Below are 15,972 nucleotides of genomic sequence, written 5' to 3' on the forward strand. Positions count from 1 at the left end.
GAGCGCTCAGCGCCGCGTCGGCTTCGTGGCGCCGACGCTGTTCTTCAGCTCCAGCACGAGTTGGGGGCTGAGCGCGGTACCGGCCCGGTTGGCGAACACCGTCATCTCGTAGGCGATGTTGCCCAGCTTGGCCTCCTTGTCGGTGACCACGCCGAGCACCGCGCCGCTGCCGATCGCCGCGACCAGGACGTGGCCGCCCTCCAGGTCGATGATGACCTTGTTGAGCCCGCCGAGGCCGTAGTTGCCGGAGGCACCGGCGGCCAGGCTGGTGATGCCGGAGACGATCGCGGCGAGGCGCTCGGAGTCCGCGTGCTCGCGGAGCTCCGACACGGCGATGAGCAGGCCGTCGGAGGAGACGGCGATGGCGTCGACGACGCCCGCGGTCTCGGTGGCGAAACGGTTGAGCAGCCAGGTGAAGTCGGCTGCGGCGGCCTGCAGGTCGGTCGGCGTGGTGCCTCCCGTCGGAGTGTCACCTGTCGACGTGCTCACTGCTCGGCTCCTTCCGGGAGGTGGTTCTGGTGGTGCGGTTCACGCGGGCCGGGGTGGTCGTGTCCGTCGCGTGGGGTGGGCGGTTGGCCGCCCTGGGTGGGTCTGTCGACCGTCGGTTGCCGGTCGTCCGTCGTGTGCTGGTCGTGCGGGTGGTGCGTGTCGTGCTCTTCGCTCGGGGCGCAGCTGTCGCGGTTCGCGCGCTCCACGGCTTCCTCGAACTCCTCCAGCGCCAGCCGTACGGCGTCCGCGTCGGCGGGGCGGGCGGCTTGGCGCACGGCTTGGTCGGCGGCGGCACCGATCGTCGTACGCAGGGTGGCTCCCCGCACGCGTCGGCGCAGGGGGCGTGAGCCGCCGTCGCCGCCGGCGGGGGCCGGGGGCGTCGAGGGGGTGTTCCTCGCCCAGGACGGGGTCGCCCGGGGCGTGCCCTTGTCGGGGGGCTGGGGAACGGACGGGGTCTGCCCGGCATCGGCGGCCGGGGACAAGGGTGCCCGCGGGCCACCTGTGGCGTCGTCCCGCCTGGGGACGCGGCGAGGAAGGGCGCCGGACTGCTCGTCGGATCCGGCCCGGCCGGTCTGCGCGGGCACGCCCGGCAGCGGCGCCTGGGCGGCGACGGTCCCGGCGTCCCTGCCGACGCCCTCCGCGCCACGGGCGGCGTGGCCGAGCCCCGCGTACCCGGAACGCCGGTCCCCGGCGGTGCTTCCGACGCCCGCCGAGCCGGGGGCACCGGCCGCGCTGCCGGCGCCTGCGGTGTCTCCGGTGCCGACCACGCTGCCCGCGCCCGCCGCACTCCCGGCACCGACCGCGAGCTCCGCCCCCGCCGTCCCCCGCGCGCCCTGCCCCCTATCGGCACCGTCGCTCACCGGTGCCCCCGCCGAACCGCCGGAGGCCACCGCGCTCATGGTCAGGAGGAGGGTCGAGGGGATCGTCACCTCGGCGGTCACACCGCCGCCCCGGGTGCGGGCGAGGGAGACGCCGACCTCCCAGCGGCGGGCGAGGGCGCCGACGACGAAGAGGCCGAGAACCTTCGTGGGGACGAGGTCGAGGCGCTCGCGGCGGATGAGGCGGGCGTTCTCCTCCTCCAGCCGCTCGGCGCTCATGCCCAGGCCGTGGTCGGTGACCGTGATCAGCGCACCCTCGTCGACGTCCCGCACGCTCACCTCGACGGTGCTGTCCGCGGGGGAGAACGACACGGCGTTCTCGAGGAGTTCGGCCACCATCAGCGTGAGGTCGCCGATGATGTCGGGCTCCACCATGACCTCGGTCCGGGCGGACAGCCGTACCCGCTGGTAGCCCTCGATCTGGCCGAGCGCGGCACGCACCACGTTGGTGAGCGCGGTCGGGCCGGAGTCCAGGACGGTCTCGCGGATGCCGGCGAGCAGCATCAGGCTGTCGGCGTTGCGGCGCAGGCGGACCGCGATGTGGTCGATGCTGTAGAGCCGTTCGAGCAGGGCCGGGTCGGTCTCCCCGCGCTCCACCGCGTCGATCAGCGCCAGCTGCCGGGTGGTCAGGTTGCTGACCCGGCGACCGACGTTGCCGAACATCTCCGCGGTGTTGCGGCGGCTGAGCACCTGCCGCGCCAGCAGCGCGACCGCGGTGGTCTGCACCCGGTTGAACACCTCGGCGAGCTGGCCGATCTCGTCGCGCGCGGTGACGGGTATCTCGCGCAGCCGGGGCGGCCCGTCGTCCTCGGCGTCGTCGTCGGCGACCCGGGCGAGTTCGCGGTCGGCGACATCGGCGACCTGCCGGGCGGCGCCGGTGAGGGCCAGCACCGGGCGGACCACGGAGCGGCGCACCAGCACGGAGAAGGCGATCCACAGTGCGAAGCCGACGATCGTGAGCCACAGCAACAGCCGGGCCCGGCTCTGGGCGCTCTCGGAGGCGTCGTCGGCGCGGTCCGCGATCTCGTCGATGAGCGAGGTGGTGATCTTCAGCCGGCTCTCGGCCTGGTCGCGGTAGACGCCGTAGGACGCCAGCGACTCCTGGAACGCCCTGCGGGCCTCGGCGGGCGTGTCGGCCTGCAACGAGCTGGGGTCGACGGTGAGTTCGGCGTAGTGCCGGCCGATGGTGGCCTGCGGGACGCTGTGCTCGATGCCGCCGAGCGTGTCGGCCTGCTGGTCCGTGGCGAACCGCGAGAAACGTTCCGCCTGGTAGGTGTAGACGGCGTAGTTGCCGACCGCGCCGGTGAACTCGATGAGCGCGTTGGAGTCACCGGTGCGCGCGGAGAAGACGCCGGTCTCGTAGGCGGCGTGGGCGGCGTCGGCGCGCAGCAGGGAGTCGAGGAGGTTGCCGGTGAAGGTGGCGGCGAGGGCCGCGTTGCGGTCCAGGCCGAGGCCGTCGATGACGCTCTGGGCGGCGTTGGTGTACGCCGGGTCGATGTTGTCGGCGGGCAGGTAGCCCTGCTCGATGGTGTCGCGCAGGCTGTCCAGGCCGGTGATCTCGCGCAGTGCCTGCGCCTCGGTGTCCGGCAGCCGGTCGCCGAAGGTCTCGCGCACCGTGCGGACCTGGGAGTCCACCATCACCTGCGCCACCCGGTAGGCGGACTGCGAGGGGGTGCCGCCGTCGTTGGTGGCCTCGTGCCGCACGGAGAGCAGGATGGCCTGCTGGTGCTCGGACTCCAGTCGGTCGACGAGCTTGGCCACCTCGGTGCTGTCGCGCACGAGTTGGGCCGCCGACTGGGCGCGGTCGGACTCCTGGGACAGGTCGACGATGATGTAGCCGAGGAGTACGGCGACCACGGCGAGCGGGACACCCAGCAGGACGTTGAGCTTGAGCCGGAACGGCCATCGGTCGGCGAAGCCGTGTATGCCGCGTATGCCGTGGATCCGGCGGGCCCCGCGCCGCGACGGCGCGGCGGGAGCGTCCACCTCGTTCGTGGACACCGGGCCTCCTTCGTGGGGTACGTGACCGGATCTGATCGACGCGGACTGGGACCCCCGCGACCGCTGTGACCGATGTCAACGGAAGCGAGCCTACCGGCATGTGTAAGGGGCGATCGCGTCGCCCTAAGTCAAGAATCCATTACGAAGCGCCGTCGCGTGGCCGTCGATCGGGTGGGCTCGGTTTGCCGTTCTTTTACAACCGGTCATGTTTCGAAGCCAATCGGTAACAAGACTGCTCTTGACTGCGCCAGAACTGGCTGGATTGGATCAATTCTGTGATTCCTACCGCGAAGAGCAGCTCGTTCAGCCCGAGACACCCCGGCGTCGCAGCCGTCGCCGTCGCCGCCGCGGCGGTGCTCGTCGCGGGATGTTCGTCGTCCTCCGACGACACCAAGGACCCCCTCGCCGAAGGCAAGTCGGACGGCAAGACCGTCGTCGTCGGCTCCAACAACTTCGCCGAGAGCATCCTCATCGCCGACATCTACGGCGAGGCCCTGAAGGCGAAGGGCCTCAAGGTCACCTACAAGCCCAACATCGGCAGCCGCGAGACGACCTACGGTCTGCTGAAGAACGGCTCCATCACCGTCCTGCCCGAGTACAACGGCTCACTGCTGGCGTACCTGGACAGCAAGGCGGAGCAGAAGTCGAAGGAGACCGTGAACGCGGCGGTCAAGTCCAAGCTCGACAGCAAGCTGACGCTGCTGGAGTCGGCGCCCGCCGAGGACAAGGACTCCGTCACGGTCAACGCGGCGACCGCGAAGAAGTACAACCTGACCGGGCAGTCCACCCTCGCCGACCTCAAGGACGCCGCCCCCGACCTGGTGATCGGCGGCTCGCCCGAGTTCCAGACCCGGCAGCAGGGCCTGCTCGGCCTGAAGTCGGAGTACGGACTGGAGTTCAAGTCCTTCAAGGCCCTCGACGCCGGTGGTCCGCTCACCCAGGCCGCGCTGAAGAAGAACACCGTGCAGGCGGCGGACATCTTCACCACGGACCCGACCATCACCAAGGAGAAGTTCGTCGTCCTCCAGGACCCGAAGAACCTCTTCGGCTTCGCCAACGTGACCCCCCTCGTCTACAAGAGCGGGCTCTCCCAGGAGGGCGTCGACGCCCTGAACGCGGTCTCCGCGAAGCTCGACACGAAGACGCTGCTCGACCTGGACTCCCAGGTACAGCTGGACAACAAGGACCCGCTGGACGTGGCCAAGGCCTGGCTGAAGTCCGCCGGCCTGGGCTGACCACCTGGTGAGCACCATCGCCGACGACCCGACGCGACCGTCCCCGGCCCCCGGGGGCGGCCCCGTCGTCCTGGACGGCACCGGCCTCACCGTCGACGAGCTGATCCGGCTCGCCGACGGCGGGGCCGTTCCGGTCGTCGCCCCCGAGGCGTACGACCGGGCCCGCCGCTCCTGGCACACCGCGCAGCGGCTCGCCGCGTCGGGGCGGCTCTACGGCCGGGGCACCGGCGTCGGCGCGCACCGCTCCGTCACCGTCGACTCCGACGACGAGGCCTCGCACGGCCTGCGCGTCCTGCGCAGCCACGCAGGCGGCGCGGGGCCGTTGCTGCCCGCCCGCGAGGTCCGCGCGATGCTCACCGTCCGCGCCAACCAACTCCTCGCCGGCGGCTCCGGCATCCAGCCCGCCTTCATCGACGCCCTCACCGAGGCACTGACCTACGGCGTCCATCCCGCGATCAACACCTACGGCGGCATCGGCACCGGTGATCTGACGGCGCTGGCCCAGACCGGCCTGACCCTCATCGGCGAACGGCCCTGGCTGACCGACCGGTCGGCGGCACCGGAGGAGACGCCCGGCACGGAGCCGGTGCCGGGGCCGGCCGGAGAAGCACAGGACGGTCCGGCGCACGGCCTGCCCACCCCCGTCACCCTCCACCCCGGCGACGCCCTCGCTCTGCTCAGCAGCAACGCGCTCGCGCTCGGGCAGGCGGGGCTCGTCTGTCATGAGGTCGGGACGTTGATGCGGGCCACGCATGCCGTGGCCGCGTTGGCACTCGTCGCGGTGGGCGGGTCGGGGGAGGCGTACGCCGCGCCCGTGCACGCGCTGCGGCCATATCCGGGGGCGGTGCGGGCGGCCGGGGAGGTACGGCGGCTGCTGGCGCTGCCGGAGCGGCCGCTCGGCACCGGGCGGCGGATCCAGGACCCCTTCGGCTTCCGGGCGTTCCCGCAGGTGCACGGCTGCGCCCTGGACGCCGCCGACGCGTTGCGCCGGATCGTCGAGGTGGAGGTCAACTGCCCCTCCGAGAACCCCCTCATGGACCCCGACGGCACCACCGCCTACCACCACGGCGGCTTCTTCGCCGCGCCCCTGGGCCTCGCCCTGGACGGACTCGTCCTCGCCCTGCTCCAGACCGCCCAGCTGTCCGTCGCCCGCCTCACCGCGCTCGGTGACCCGGACCTCACCGGGCTGCCCGCCTTCCTCGCCACGGGACCCGCGAGCAGCTCCGGCACGATGATCCTGGAGTACACCGCCAACTCGGCCCTCGCCGAACTGCGCGCCTGCGCCGCCCCCGCCTCGGCCGGCCACGCCGTCCTCTCGCACGGCCTCGAGGAGGCCGCCAGCTTCGCCTCCCAGGCCGCCCGCCAGGCCCTCCGCGCGGCCGACGCCTACGCCACCGTCCTGGCCTGCGAACTCGTCACCGCCGTACGAGCCCTGCGGCTGCACCCGGTACCCCCGCCGCTCACCGCTTTCACCGTCGCGGCGGCCGCCCTGCCCGAGGGCACGGACGACCGCCCCCTGACGGCGGACGTGAGCGCGGCGACGGAACTGCTGTCCACGCTCGCCGCGTTGTGAGGCGGGCTGTACCCGGGCCCGTCAGTAGCCGACGTAGAACGTGGCGTCCTGCTTCTCCGTGGTCGTGGAGATCGGGTCGATGCGCAGGACGTAGTTGGAGTGGCGTATGTAGCGGGTGGGGAAGTTGTGCGAGCGGAAGGAGGCCCAGCTCGCGTCCGCCAGGCCCGCCTCGCGGTGGAACGTGGCGTCCGAGGCGAACGTCGAGGTGCCGTCGTTGACGTCCAGGCGGAGCTCGTAGTTGTAGTGGCGCAGATAGCGGGTCGGGTTGTTGACCGACTGGAAGGAGACCCCGGAGCTGTCGGCGAGGCCCGGCACCAGCTTCCACTGCGAGTCGGTGTACGGGTCGAAGGGGTAGGGGTCGATGCGGCCCACGTAGTTGCTGTGCCGCCAGTAACGGTCCGGGAAGTTGTACGACTTGAGCCGGTTCCAGGTCGGGGCGCCCCACTTCGCGACCAGGTTGTCGTACACGGTCGAGGTGATCGGCTGGATGCCGCAGTGCTTGGAGTTGAGCGGCTGGGTGTAGAGGCGCTGGTCCAGCGCGGTCCAGGTGCCGGCCGCGAGGTCGCCGCTCTGCCAGGCGTAGAAGACGCCGTTGGGGGTGTAGGTGTCGCCCCACAGGTACCAGGTGCCGGACGACAGCGACTTGACCAGGGTGGGGGCCTCGGTGCCGCCGTGCGAGACCGCGGTGCTGAACGGCGTGAAGCTGCCCGGGTTCAGCGAGGTCGACCTGGCCCCGACCAGGGTCCCGTTCTTCTTGAAGTACAGGTAGTTGACCCCGTTCACGCCGACGGCCATGTCACCGTCGATCACGTCGTAGCCGGGGTCGAAGAAGACCTGCGGGGCCGACGCCGTGACGAAGTCGGTCGTGTAGTTGACCATGATGACGTTGTGTCCGCTGCTGTTGACCGCGGAGTAGATGAGCGCGTACTGCCCGCGACCCGCGTCCCAGAACGCCTCCGGCGCCCAGCTGTGGGTGTTCATGTCGTGCAGCTTCAGCCGGTGGTAGCCGGTGAAGGTGCGCAGGTCGGTGGAGTTCCAGACGTGGACGTACTGACTGACGTAGTTCCAGTCGGTGCCGTTGAGGTCCGTGGCGAGCACGACGAACGTGCCGTCCTGCTTGCGCAGGACGAACGGGTCACGCAGCCCGAGCGAACCCTCGGTGGGCGTGACCACGGGGTTGTTCTGGTTCAGCGGCATCCACTGCAGACCGTCCCGGCTGACGGCCAGGTGCAGGCCGTAGTTGGCCTCGAGCATGGTCGTGGACTCGGTGAAGTACGCCATGACGTACGCCGAGTCGGCCGCCTGGGCGGAGCCGGAACCGAGGGTCAGGCTCAGCGGCACGGCGGCGGCCAGGCCGAGGATCGTACGGCGGGAGGGTTGGGGGGCCGGGGTCATGTGCTCTCCAGGGGGTGCGGGTGCCCTCAAGGCGCTCAAGGCGCGCTCTAGAGTGTTCGATGTGTCGAACGCGGTTCGGTGGAGCGGTCAGAAGGTAGAGCTGAGGCGGGTGAGCGTCAATGACACGGACGTGCTTGGCGGGAAACCGCCATCCGTTCCCGACGGTTCACCGTGCCGCGGTTGCTTCAGACCGTGGCGATCAACCGGTCGATCAGCGCGATCAGCACGTCCCGGCACGACTCCCGCTCCCGCGCGTCGCACAGCAGCACCGGGATGTGCTCCGGCAGCGCCAGGGCGTCCCGGACGTCCTCCGGCGGATACGGGTGCAGTCCGTGGAAGCCGTTGACGCCGACGACGAAGGGAATGCCCCGGCGCTCGAAGAAGTCGACGGCCGCGAAACTCGCCTCAGGGCGCCGCACGTCGATCAGCACCACCGCGCCCAGCGCGCCCACGGCCAGGTCGTTCCACATGAACCAGAACCGCTGCTGCCCCGGCGTGCCGAACAGGTACAGCACCAGGTCGTCGCTGATGGTGATGCGACCGAAGTCCAGGGCCACCGTGGTGGCACGTTTCTCCTCGATGCCCACGAGGTCGTCGACGCCCAGCCCGGCCACGGTCAGCGGTTCCTCCGTACGCAACGGGGCGATCTCGCTGACCGAGCCGACCAGGGTGGTCTTGCCGACGCCGAAGCCGCCGGCGATGAGGATCTTCACGGTGTCGGGTGCGGCGGTGGTGTCAGAGCCGGCCAAGACCGTCCCTCACTTTCTGCAGCAGGTCCAGGTCCGGGGTGCCGGAGACGGGATGCGGCGGACGCGCCGTGATCAGGCCCGCCTCCAGCAGGTCGCAGAGCATGATGACGACCACGCTCACCGGGAGGTCGAGATGGGCGGCGAGCTCCGCCACGGCGACCGGCCGCGCGCACAGCCGCAGGATCCGCGCCTGCTCGGGCTGCGGGCGCACGGCCCGGTCGGGCGGCGGATCCACCGCGGTCACCGTGGTGATGAGCGTGAAGTCGGCGCGGCTCGGCCGGGTCCGTCCGCGGGTGAGGGCGAACGGTCGTACCAGTCGGCCCGCCTCGTCGGCTCCGCTCACCTCACCCGCCGTTGCCGACAACGGGACCGACACCGGCCCGCGGCGCCGCGCTCAGGTGCTCGCCGATCTTCTTCACCAGCATGTTCATCTGGTACGCCACCACCCCGACGTCCGCGCCCGGCCCGGTCAGCACCACGAGATGGGCGCCGGGCCCGGCGGCCGTGAGGATCAGATAGCTGTTGGCCATCTCGATGAGCGCCTGGCGCACCGGCCCGCCCCGGAAGTCCATGCTGACGCCCTTGCTGAGACTCATCAGCCCGGACGCCGTGGCCGCGAGGCGTTCGGCGTCGTCACGAAGAAATCCGGTCGACTTGCTGACCACCAGCCCGTCGTCGGAGAGCACGACGGCCTGGTTCACGTCGGCGACCCGGTCCACGAGTCCGGTGAGCAACTGGTCGAGCTGGGTGTTCGTGGCGGGGATGGGGCGTGTCATGGCGGTGTCCTTCACGAGCGGTCGGCGGGTGGGGTCGAGGTCGGGGAGGCGCCCGCGGCGGCCGGCTCCGCTGCGTCGTCCGGCGGTCCTGCGTCGTCCGGCTCCGGTCCTTCGCCGTCCCGCGCGCGGAGCGTGCCGCGCTGGAAACCGGCGAGCGAGGAGGCGGCGCGCTCCGCGGTGAAGTCGTCGGCCGAGGTGTCCTCCTCGGCGGGGCAGGCCTCCTCGCGCAGTTCGACGGCCAGGCTGGTCTGCGGGACGCGCCGGGGCAGCGGGGTGAGCCCGTCGGTCCGCGCGGGCGCCGTGGGGGCGGCGGCCACGGCAGGGGTGCGGACCGGGACGGGGGAGCGGGGCGGGAGCGCCTCCCGGGCGGGCCCGGTCGCCTCGGCGTCGACGCTTCCCTCCGGCTCGCCGGGCGCCTCCGGGACCACGATGTCGTGCGGGATCAGCACGATCGCCGTGGTCCCGCCGTACGGCGAGGAGCGCAGATGGGCGGTGATGCCGTGCCGGTGGGCGAGCCGGGAGATCACGAACATGCCGAGGCGCAGGTCGTCCGCGAGCCCCACCACGTCGAACTGCGGAGGCTCCGCCAACTGCGCGTTGAGCGAGGCGTAGTCGTCCTCGGACAGGCCGAGGCCCCGGTCCTCGATCTCGATGGCGAGACCCTTGGCCACCATCGAGGCCCGCACCCAGACCGGGCTGGGCGAGGGCGAGTACACGGTCGCGTTGTCGATGAGCTCGGCCAGCAGATGGATCACGTCCGCGACCGCCGGCGGGGCGAGACACACCTCCTCCTGGGTGTGCACCTCCACCCGCTGGTACTCGGCGACCTCGCCGACCGCGCTGCGCAGGATGTCGATCAGCGCGACCGGTTCGCTCCAGGTGCGTCCGGGCCGCTCGCCGCTGATGATGACGAGGTTCTCCTCGTAGCGGCGCAACTGGCTGGCCGTCGAGTCCAGTTCGTACAGGCCCTTGAGCACGTCGGGGTCCTGGTGCCGGCGTTCCAGCGCGTCCAGCTTGCTGAGCTGGAGGTTGACCAGGTTCTGGCTCTGCCGGGCGATGCCGAGGATCACCTTCTGGAAACCGCGCCGGGTGTCGGCGAGTTCGACCGCGGTGTGCACCGCGGTGCGCTGCGCGGTGTTGAAGGCCTGGGCCACCTGGCCCAGTTCGTCGTTGCCGTAGTCGAGCGGGGGCGTCGCCGAGTTCACGTCGACCTTCTCCCCACGGTCGAGCCGCGCAACCACATCCGGCAGCCGTTCCTGCGCCAGGCCCAGCGTGGCCTCCCGCAGACCGCGCAGCCGACGGGACAGGGACCGGGTGATCCGCCAGGACATGCCCACGCAGAGCAGCAGCGCGACCAGGCCGCCGGCGCTCAGCGACGCGGCCTTGAGCAGCAGCCCGTCGGCCCGGTCCGAACTTCGTTCGAGGAGTGCGTTCGTCTGCTGCTGGATCAGGTCCGTGTAGTCCGCGGAGAGCTTCGTCATCGCGGTGCTCCACCGCTTGCCCGAGTCCGGCAGCACGATCCTGCGGCCGTCGCCGCTCGAGATGCGGGCGGCGAGCACCTGGTCCTCCACGGCCTCCAGGGTCTGCCACTCGGGGCTCTGCAGTATCCGTTCGGTCTCCGCCTTCGCGGCGCCGGTCAGCGCGGGGACGACCTGGTCCTGGACCAGCCAGCGGCGCGCTTCCACGAGCTGCGCGTACTCCGTCCACGCCTTGCCGTCCATCTGCCCCGCCGGCCAGGCCAGGGTGAGCTGGGCGTCCTCCTGGGAGACCAGCTCCGCCGCGTGCTCCAGCGCGACGAGCGGGCCGGCCTGCGAGGTGAGGTCACCGTCGTCGACCTGGGAGAGCTCCTGGAAGGCGTGGATCTGGTCGTCGATGATCGACGTGTACTGGTCCAGCGCCTGCTCGGCGGTGATGTCGGTCGGATGGTCCACCTGCCCCCGGTAGTACTCCAGGCTGCCCACCGACGCGACGACCGAGTACATCCGCTCCGCGACCCGGTCGGGTGCCTTCTGGATGGCGTCCTGCCGGCTCACCAGCTTCGCGACGGCCTCGTCGGTCTGCTTGCGCGCCGCGTCGAGGGCGGCACGGGAGCCCTTCGGCGAGGCCAGCCAGGCCGCCGACAGGCTGCGTTCCCCCTGGAGGGCGAGCGTGGCGTCGGTGCCCATGGCGCCGGTCGACTTGCTCAGCTCCGTCTGGGCGCGCAGCCGTAGTCCTTCCGAGAACATCTGGATCGTCGTCACGCCCCACATGGCGGCGAGGGTGACGCTGGGGACCAGGGCCAGCAGGATCAGGGAGAGACGTATGGAGCCGAGACGGCGGCGCCGGGCACCTTTCCGTGGGGACATCGTCATCCTTGGCGATCAGCGGGGAGCGTGGGGAGGGGACGGTGGGGAAGGTCTGAGGGACGGTGAGGGACGGTGAGCGGGGAGGGGTCGGTCAGCGGGTTCCGTTGGCGGCGAATCCGGCGACGGCGGCGACGTTCGCCTTGGTGACGAACGCGGGGCCGGTGAGCACCGGCGCGACACCACCGCCGCTGATGTTGCCGTTGGTCTTGTACAGCCACAACGCGTCAACGGCGAGATAGCCCTGGAGGTACGGCTGCTGGTCCACGGCGAACTGCACGTCACCGTCGCGGACCGCCTCGACGAGGTCCTTGTTCAGGTCGAAGGTCGCCACCCGCGCCCGGCTGCCCGCCGTCTTCACCGACTTCACCGCCGCGAGCGCGAACTGGGCGCCCATCGTGACGACCTCGTCGACGCTCGGGTCCTGCTCCAGGCTCGCGGTGACGGCGGCGGACATCGCGTTCATGTCGGTGCCGTCCACGTAGAGCATCTGGGTCTCGCCGCCGAAGGCCTTCTTCACGCCCGCGCAGCGCGCCTCCAGGCTGACGTTGCCCCGCTCGTGGATGACGCACAGGGCGTGTTTGGCCTTCAGCCCGTTCAGCTTCTCGCCCACGGCCCGGCCCGCGACGCTCTCGTCCTGGCCGAAGTACTCGAGCGTCCCCGTGGACTGCCAGGCGTTGAGACCGGAGTTCAGGCCGACCACCGGTATGCCCGCGGACTTCGCCTCGGTGACCGGTGCCTTCATCGCCTGCGGCTTGGCCAGGGTCAGCGCGATGCCGTCGACCCGGTCGCGGATCGCGTCCCGCACCAGTTCCGCCTGCCCCGCCGCGTCGGAGTCGCTCGCGTACGTCAGGTCGACGTTGTCCTTCTCGGCCGCCGCCTCGGCGCCCTTGCGCACCAGCTCCCAGAAGTCGTCGCCCCGGCCGCCGTGGGTGACCAGGGCGATCTTCAGCCGCCCGGTGTCCGCCCGGCCTGCCGCGTCCGCGTCGGCCGAGGTGTCGCCGAAGGCGGAGCAGCCGGCGAGGAGGAGACACACGGCTGCGGCGAGAGCCGTGACGCGTACGGATCTGCGGGGGGAGGGAGGTGGGAGGGGAGCGTTCATCGGGGGGTGCACCTCGCTGTGCGGCAGAGCAGGAGGAAAGAGCGAGCACGGTCGAAGTCGCGGGACGGACGCCGACCGAGACACTTTCGCTGGCTCGGAGCCAACCGTGTGTGACCGCCGGTAGTCAAGTGACCAACCACATGCAGTGAGTTGCCGCTGCCGCATTGTGATCTACGAGCCGGGGCCAAACGCCCTTTTCGCGGGGCGAGTTGGCGTATCTGCTCGAAAACCGGATGTGAGTATTCCTCCACCCGACCTCCAGCGACGGAAGAAATCCTCCACAGCGGCACGCTGGCCGAAACCATGCGGTCCCGCGACGACCCAAGTCCGTACGGCGTCCATGGCGTTGCCCCGAGAACAAGCGCCTAGACTGGGCCGGACCCGTGAGGGGACGCGGTGGGCACGGGAGGCAGCGGACGGTGGCGGTCGGCAGGGGTGCCGGGGACGGTGGGAGCAGCGAGGATCCGTCCGCCGACGTGCTCGCACGGGCGGCCGAGACCTTCGGGCTGCTGGCCTCGCCCGCGCGGCTGCACATCGTGTGGGCACTGGCGCACGGCGAGAGCGACGTGAGCGGGCTCGCGGAACGGGTCGGCGGGGCGTTGCCCGCGGTGAGCCAGCACCTGACGAAGCTGAAGCTCGCCGGGCTGGTCCGCTCCCGCCGCGAGGGCCGTCGACAGGTGTACTTCGTCGACGACCCGGACGTGGCCGACGTCGTACGGCTCGCGATGGACCGTCTGACCGACCGCGCCGCCGGCGGGGCCGAGGTCCCCGCGGTACGCCTGCGTGGCGTGTGAGACGTCCGTGGCGCCCGAGACGGCCGCCGCCGGCACCCTGGCCGTGCTGCGCGGGCTGACCGAGGAGGAGGCCGCCGCCCGGCTCGCGGAGTTCGGCGAGAACACGGTGCCCGCACCGCGCGCGGTCGCCTGGCCCCGGCTCCTCCTGCGCGGCCTGCGGGACCCCTTCACCGCCGTACTCCTCTGCTCGGGCCTCGTCTCCGCTCTAGTGGCCTCCTGGGGCAGCGCCTCGGTGATCCTCACCCTCGTCGCCGTGAGCTGCGTCCTGCGGGCCGCCGGGGAGCACCGGGCCGACCGCTCCGTGGCAGCCCTGCGCCAACTGGTCACCGGCACGGCCACCGTTCTCCGCCGCACCCCCGCCGGCCCGGTACGCCCCCGCGAGATCCCCCTCACCGACCTGGTCCCGGGCGACGTGATCCACCTGTCCCCGGGCGACCTGGTCCCGGCCGACGTCCACCTCCTGCGGTCCCACGGCTTCACGGTCCACCAGTCCGCCCTCACGGGGGAGTCGGCACCGGTACCGAAGACCGCGCCGGACGCGCCGGGGAAAGCGGCCGCGCCGCAACACACGCCGGCCCACGCGGCTCCGGGGGCGCCCGCCCCCTTCGGCCGCCCCCACCTCTGCTTCCAGGGCAGCGGTGTCGTCACTGGGACCGCCGCTGCCGTTGTACTCGGGACCGGGGCGCGGACGCGGTTCGCCGCCGGGCAGGGGGGCGGTGGGCGGCGGGAGAGGAGTGCGTTCGACCGGGCCGTGTACGGGGTCTCGTGGGTGTTGATCCGGTTCATGCTGGTGACGCCGCCGCTGGTGTTGATGGCGGGCGCGGCGCTGGACGGGCGGGCACCGGAGACGCTGCCGTTCGCCGTGGCGCTGGCCGTGGGGCTCACGCCCGCGATGCTGCCGGTGATCGTCACGGTGTGCCTGGCGCGCGGCGCGGCCACCCTCGCCCGTACGCACGGTGTGATCGTCAAACGGCTGCCCGCGCTGCACGACCTGGGCGCGATCGACGTGCTGTGCCTGGACAAGACCGGGACGCTCACCCAGGACCGGCCGGTCGTGGCGCGCTCGCTCGGCCCGGACGGACGCGATGCCCCGGACGCGCTGCACTGGGCCGCCGTCAACGCCTGGTGGACCCTCCAACTCGCCGAGGCGCCCACGCCGGACGCCCTCGACGAGGTGATCCTGGAGACGGCCGGGACGGTCGGCGAGGAGTACGACGGAGTGGGCGCCGTGCCCTTCGACGCGGTGCGGCGCGTCTCCACGGCCGTGGTCCGCGGCCGCCTCGGCACGCACGTCCTGGTCAGCAAGGGCGCCCCCGAAGCCGTACTGGAGCGCTGTGCGCTCACGCCCACCGAACGGGAACGGCTCCTCGCGCTCGCCGCCCGCGAGGCGCACGCGGGCCTGCGCGTGCTGGCCCTCGCCACCGCCGAACGCCCCGCCCGCACCCGCCCCTACGCGCCCACCGACGAGCGCGGGCTCACCTTCCGCGGCCTGCTCACCTTCCACGACGCCCCCGCCCCCACCGCCACCGACGCCCTACGGAACCTGTCCACGCTCGGCGTCACCGTCCTGATCCTCACCGGCGACCACCCGGGCACAGCGACCCGCGCCTGTCACGACCTGGGCCTGGACCCGGGGGACGTACGCGTCGCGGGGGAGTGGGAACCCGGCCGACGCACCCACGACCCGGGCGACTCCACCCACCGCACCTCCACCGTCGTCGCCCGCTGCACCCCCGCCGACAAGGCCCGTGTCGTCACCGGGCTGCGGGCCGCCGGGCACACCGTCGGCTTCCTGGGCGACGGGGTCAACGACGTGCCCGCGCTGCGGGCGGCGGACGTCGGGGTGGCGGCCCGGGGTGCTCGGGACGCGGCCCGGGAGAGCGCGGACGTCGTACTCGCGGACAAGGACCTCACCGCGCTGGGGCACGCGATCACCGCGGGCCGGCACAGCAGCGGCACCCTCGCCTCGTATTTGCGCGTCACGCTGTCCTCGAACCTCGGCAACGTCCTCGCCATGCTCGCCGCGGGCCTGTTCCTGCCCTTCCTGCCGATGCTCCCGGCCCAGGTCCTCGCCCAGAACCTCTGCTTCGACGCGGCCCAACTCGCCTTCGCCCATGTCCAGCCCGGCACCGCAGCGCCGCGCCGCCCGAGCGTGCTGCGCCCGCCGTCCCTGCTGCGCTTCCTCACCGGCTTCGGCGTGCTCAACGCGGCCGCCGACCTCGCGGCCTTCGGCGTCCTCGCGCTCGCGTCGTACGGGACCCACCTCACCGACGCCGTATACGACCAAGCCGTGTTCCACTCCGCCTGGTTCACCGAGAACCTGCTCACCCAGGCGCTGGCGATGATGCTCCTGCGGACCGGCCGCCGCGCCGGACGGGGCCGACGGCCCGGCCCCGTCGCCCTGGCTGCAGCCGCCCTCGCCGCCGTCGGACTCCTGCTGCCGCCCGGACCGCTGGGCGCCGCGCTCGGCATGACGGGGCTGCCGACGCCGTACTACCCGCTGCTCGCCGTCGTCCTCGGCCTGTACGGGCTGACCCTGAAGGCGCTGACCCGACGTTCCTCCCGGAGTTGTACAGTTGCGCAACACGGCAACCATTGCTGCTGAGTCCGGGAACGACCCGGCGAAAGGGAGGGCGCT

12 protein-coding genes are annotated in these 15,972 nt (G+C 72.0%); 4 read left to right on the forward strand and 8 right to left on the reverse strand.

Annotated elements, in window-relative coordinates; genetic code table 11:
• Positions 1-6 precede the first annotated feature (6 nt).
• Both ACGFNV_RS19185 and ACGFNV_RS19190 read right to left on the reverse strand, forming a co-directional pair.
• On the reverse strand, positions 7-489 hold the full coding sequence (locus tag ACGFNV_RS19185) for a roadblock/LC7 domain-containing protein (RefSeq protein ID WP_133932653.1): 483 nt from the start codon (positions 487-489) through the stop codon (positions 7-9).
• Positions 486-3,368, reverse strand: a complete 2,883-nt coding sequence (locus ACGFNV_RS19190) for an ATP-binding protein (RefSeq protein ID WP_393623887.1) — start codon at positions 3,366-3,368, stop codon at positions 486-488. Before ACGFNV_RS19190 ends, ACGFNV_RS19185 begins: the two co-directional genes overlap by 4 nt.
• Before the next feature lie 278 nt (positions 3,369-3,646).
• Here ACGFNV_RS19190 and ACGFNV_RS19195 point away from each other — a divergent pair, with 278 nt between their 5' ends.
• Both ACGFNV_RS19195 and ACGFNV_RS19200 read left to right on the forward strand, forming a co-directional pair.
• Positions 3,647-4,603, forward strand: a complete 957-nt coding sequence (locus ACGFNV_RS19195; RefSeq protein WP_393624078.1) for an ABC transporter substrate-binding protein — start codon at positions 3,647-3,649, stop codon at positions 4,601-4,603.
• Between the two features lie 7 nt (positions 4,604-4,610).
• The gene (locus ACGFNV_RS19200) at positions 4,611-6,176 is read left to right on the forward strand and encodes an aromatic amino acid ammonia-lyase (RefSeq protein ID WP_393623888.1); all 1,566 of its coding nucleotides are present in this window, start codon (positions 4,611-4,613) and stop codon (positions 6,174-6,176) included.
• A 21-nt stretch (positions 6,177-6,197) separates the two neighbouring features.
• On the opposite strand, the gene ACGFNV_RS19205 is transcribed toward ACGFNV_RS19200, so the two are convergent.
• The 6 genes from ACGFNV_RS19205 to ACGFNV_RS19230 form a co-directional block, all read right to left on the reverse strand.
• A complete protein-coding gene (locus tag ACGFNV_RS19205; RefSeq protein ID WP_393623889.1) occupies positions 6,198-7,571 on the reverse strand; it encodes a glycoside hydrolase family 43 protein in 1,374 nt (457 codons plus the stop codon).
• 185 nt (positions 7,572-7,756) lie between these two features.
• Entirely contained in the window at positions 7,757-8,320 is a 564-nt protein-coding gene (locus ACGFNV_RS19210; protein WP_393623890.1) for an ATP/GTP-binding protein, read from the reverse strand.
• Positions 8,307-8,663: a DUF742 domain-containing protein gene (locus ACGFNV_RS19215; protein ID WP_393623892.1), complete on the reverse strand. Its 357-nt coding sequence runs from the start codon at positions 8,661-8,663 to the stop codon at positions 8,307-8,309. Before ACGFNV_RS19215 ends, ACGFNV_RS19210 begins: the two co-directional genes overlap by 14 nt.
• A gap of 1 nt (position 8,664) precedes the next feature.
• Positions 8,665-9,096: a roadblock/LC7 domain-containing protein gene (locus ACGFNV_RS19220; RefSeq protein WP_133932660.1), complete on the reverse strand. Its 432-nt coding sequence runs from the start codon at positions 9,094-9,096 to the stop codon at positions 8,665-8,667.
• 11 nt (positions 9,097-9,107) lie between these two features.
• A complete protein-coding gene (locus ACGFNV_RS19225) occupies positions 9,108-11,441 on the reverse strand; it encodes a nitrate- and nitrite sensing domain-containing protein (RefSeq protein ID WP_393623894.1) in 2,334 nt (777 codons plus the stop codon).
• A gap of 91 nt (positions 11,442-11,532) precedes the next feature.
• Positions 11,533-12,540, reverse strand: coding sequence for a substrate-binding domain-containing protein (locus ACGFNV_RS19230; protein WP_393623896.1), 1,008 nt, complete (start codon positions 12,538-12,540; stop codon positions 11,533-11,535).
• A 419-nt stretch (positions 12,541-12,959) separates the two neighbouring features.
• Here ACGFNV_RS19230 and ACGFNV_RS19235 point away from each other — a divergent pair, with 419 nt between their 5' ends.
• Positions 12,960-13,334: an ArsR/SmtB family transcription factor gene (locus ACGFNV_RS19235; RefSeq protein WP_393623898.1), complete on the forward strand. Its 375-nt coding sequence runs from the start codon at positions 12,960-12,962 to the stop codon at positions 13,332-13,334.
• A gap of 7 nt (positions 13,335-13,341) precedes the next feature.
• A complete protein-coding gene (gene mgtA / locus ACGFNV_RS19240) occupies positions 13,342-15,939 on the forward strand; it encodes a magnesium-translocating P-type ATPase (RefSeq protein ID WP_393623900.1) in 2,598 nt (865 codons plus the stop codon).
• The last annotated feature ends 33 nt before the right edge of the window (positions 15,940-15,972 follow it).

Source organism: Streptomyces sp. NPDC048751, assembly GCF_043198595.1.
In the GTDB taxonomy this organism is placed as follows: domain Bacteria; phylum Actinomycetota; class Actinomycetes; order Streptomycetales; family Streptomycetaceae; genus Streptomyces.

Excerpts from the sequence above, each read along its gene's own strand:
- ACGFNV_RS19220 (WP_133932660.1), bottom strand. The coding sequence starts at position 9,096 with ATGACACGCCCCATCCCCGCCACGAACACCCAGCTCGACCAGTTGCTC.
- ACGFNV_RS19205 (WP_393623889.1), bottom strand. The coding sequence starts at position 7,571 with ATGACCCCGGCCCCCCAACCCTCCCGCCGTACGATCCTCGGCCTGGCC.
- ACGFNV_RS19230 (WP_393623896.1), bottom strand. The coding sequence starts at position 12,540 with ATGAACGCTCCCCTCCCACCTCCCTCCCCCCGCAGATCCGTACGCGTC.
- ACGFNV_RS19225 (WP_393623894.1), bottom strand. The coding sequence starts at position 11,441 with ATGTCCCCACGGAAAGGTGCCCGGCGCCGCCGTCTCGGCTCCATACGT.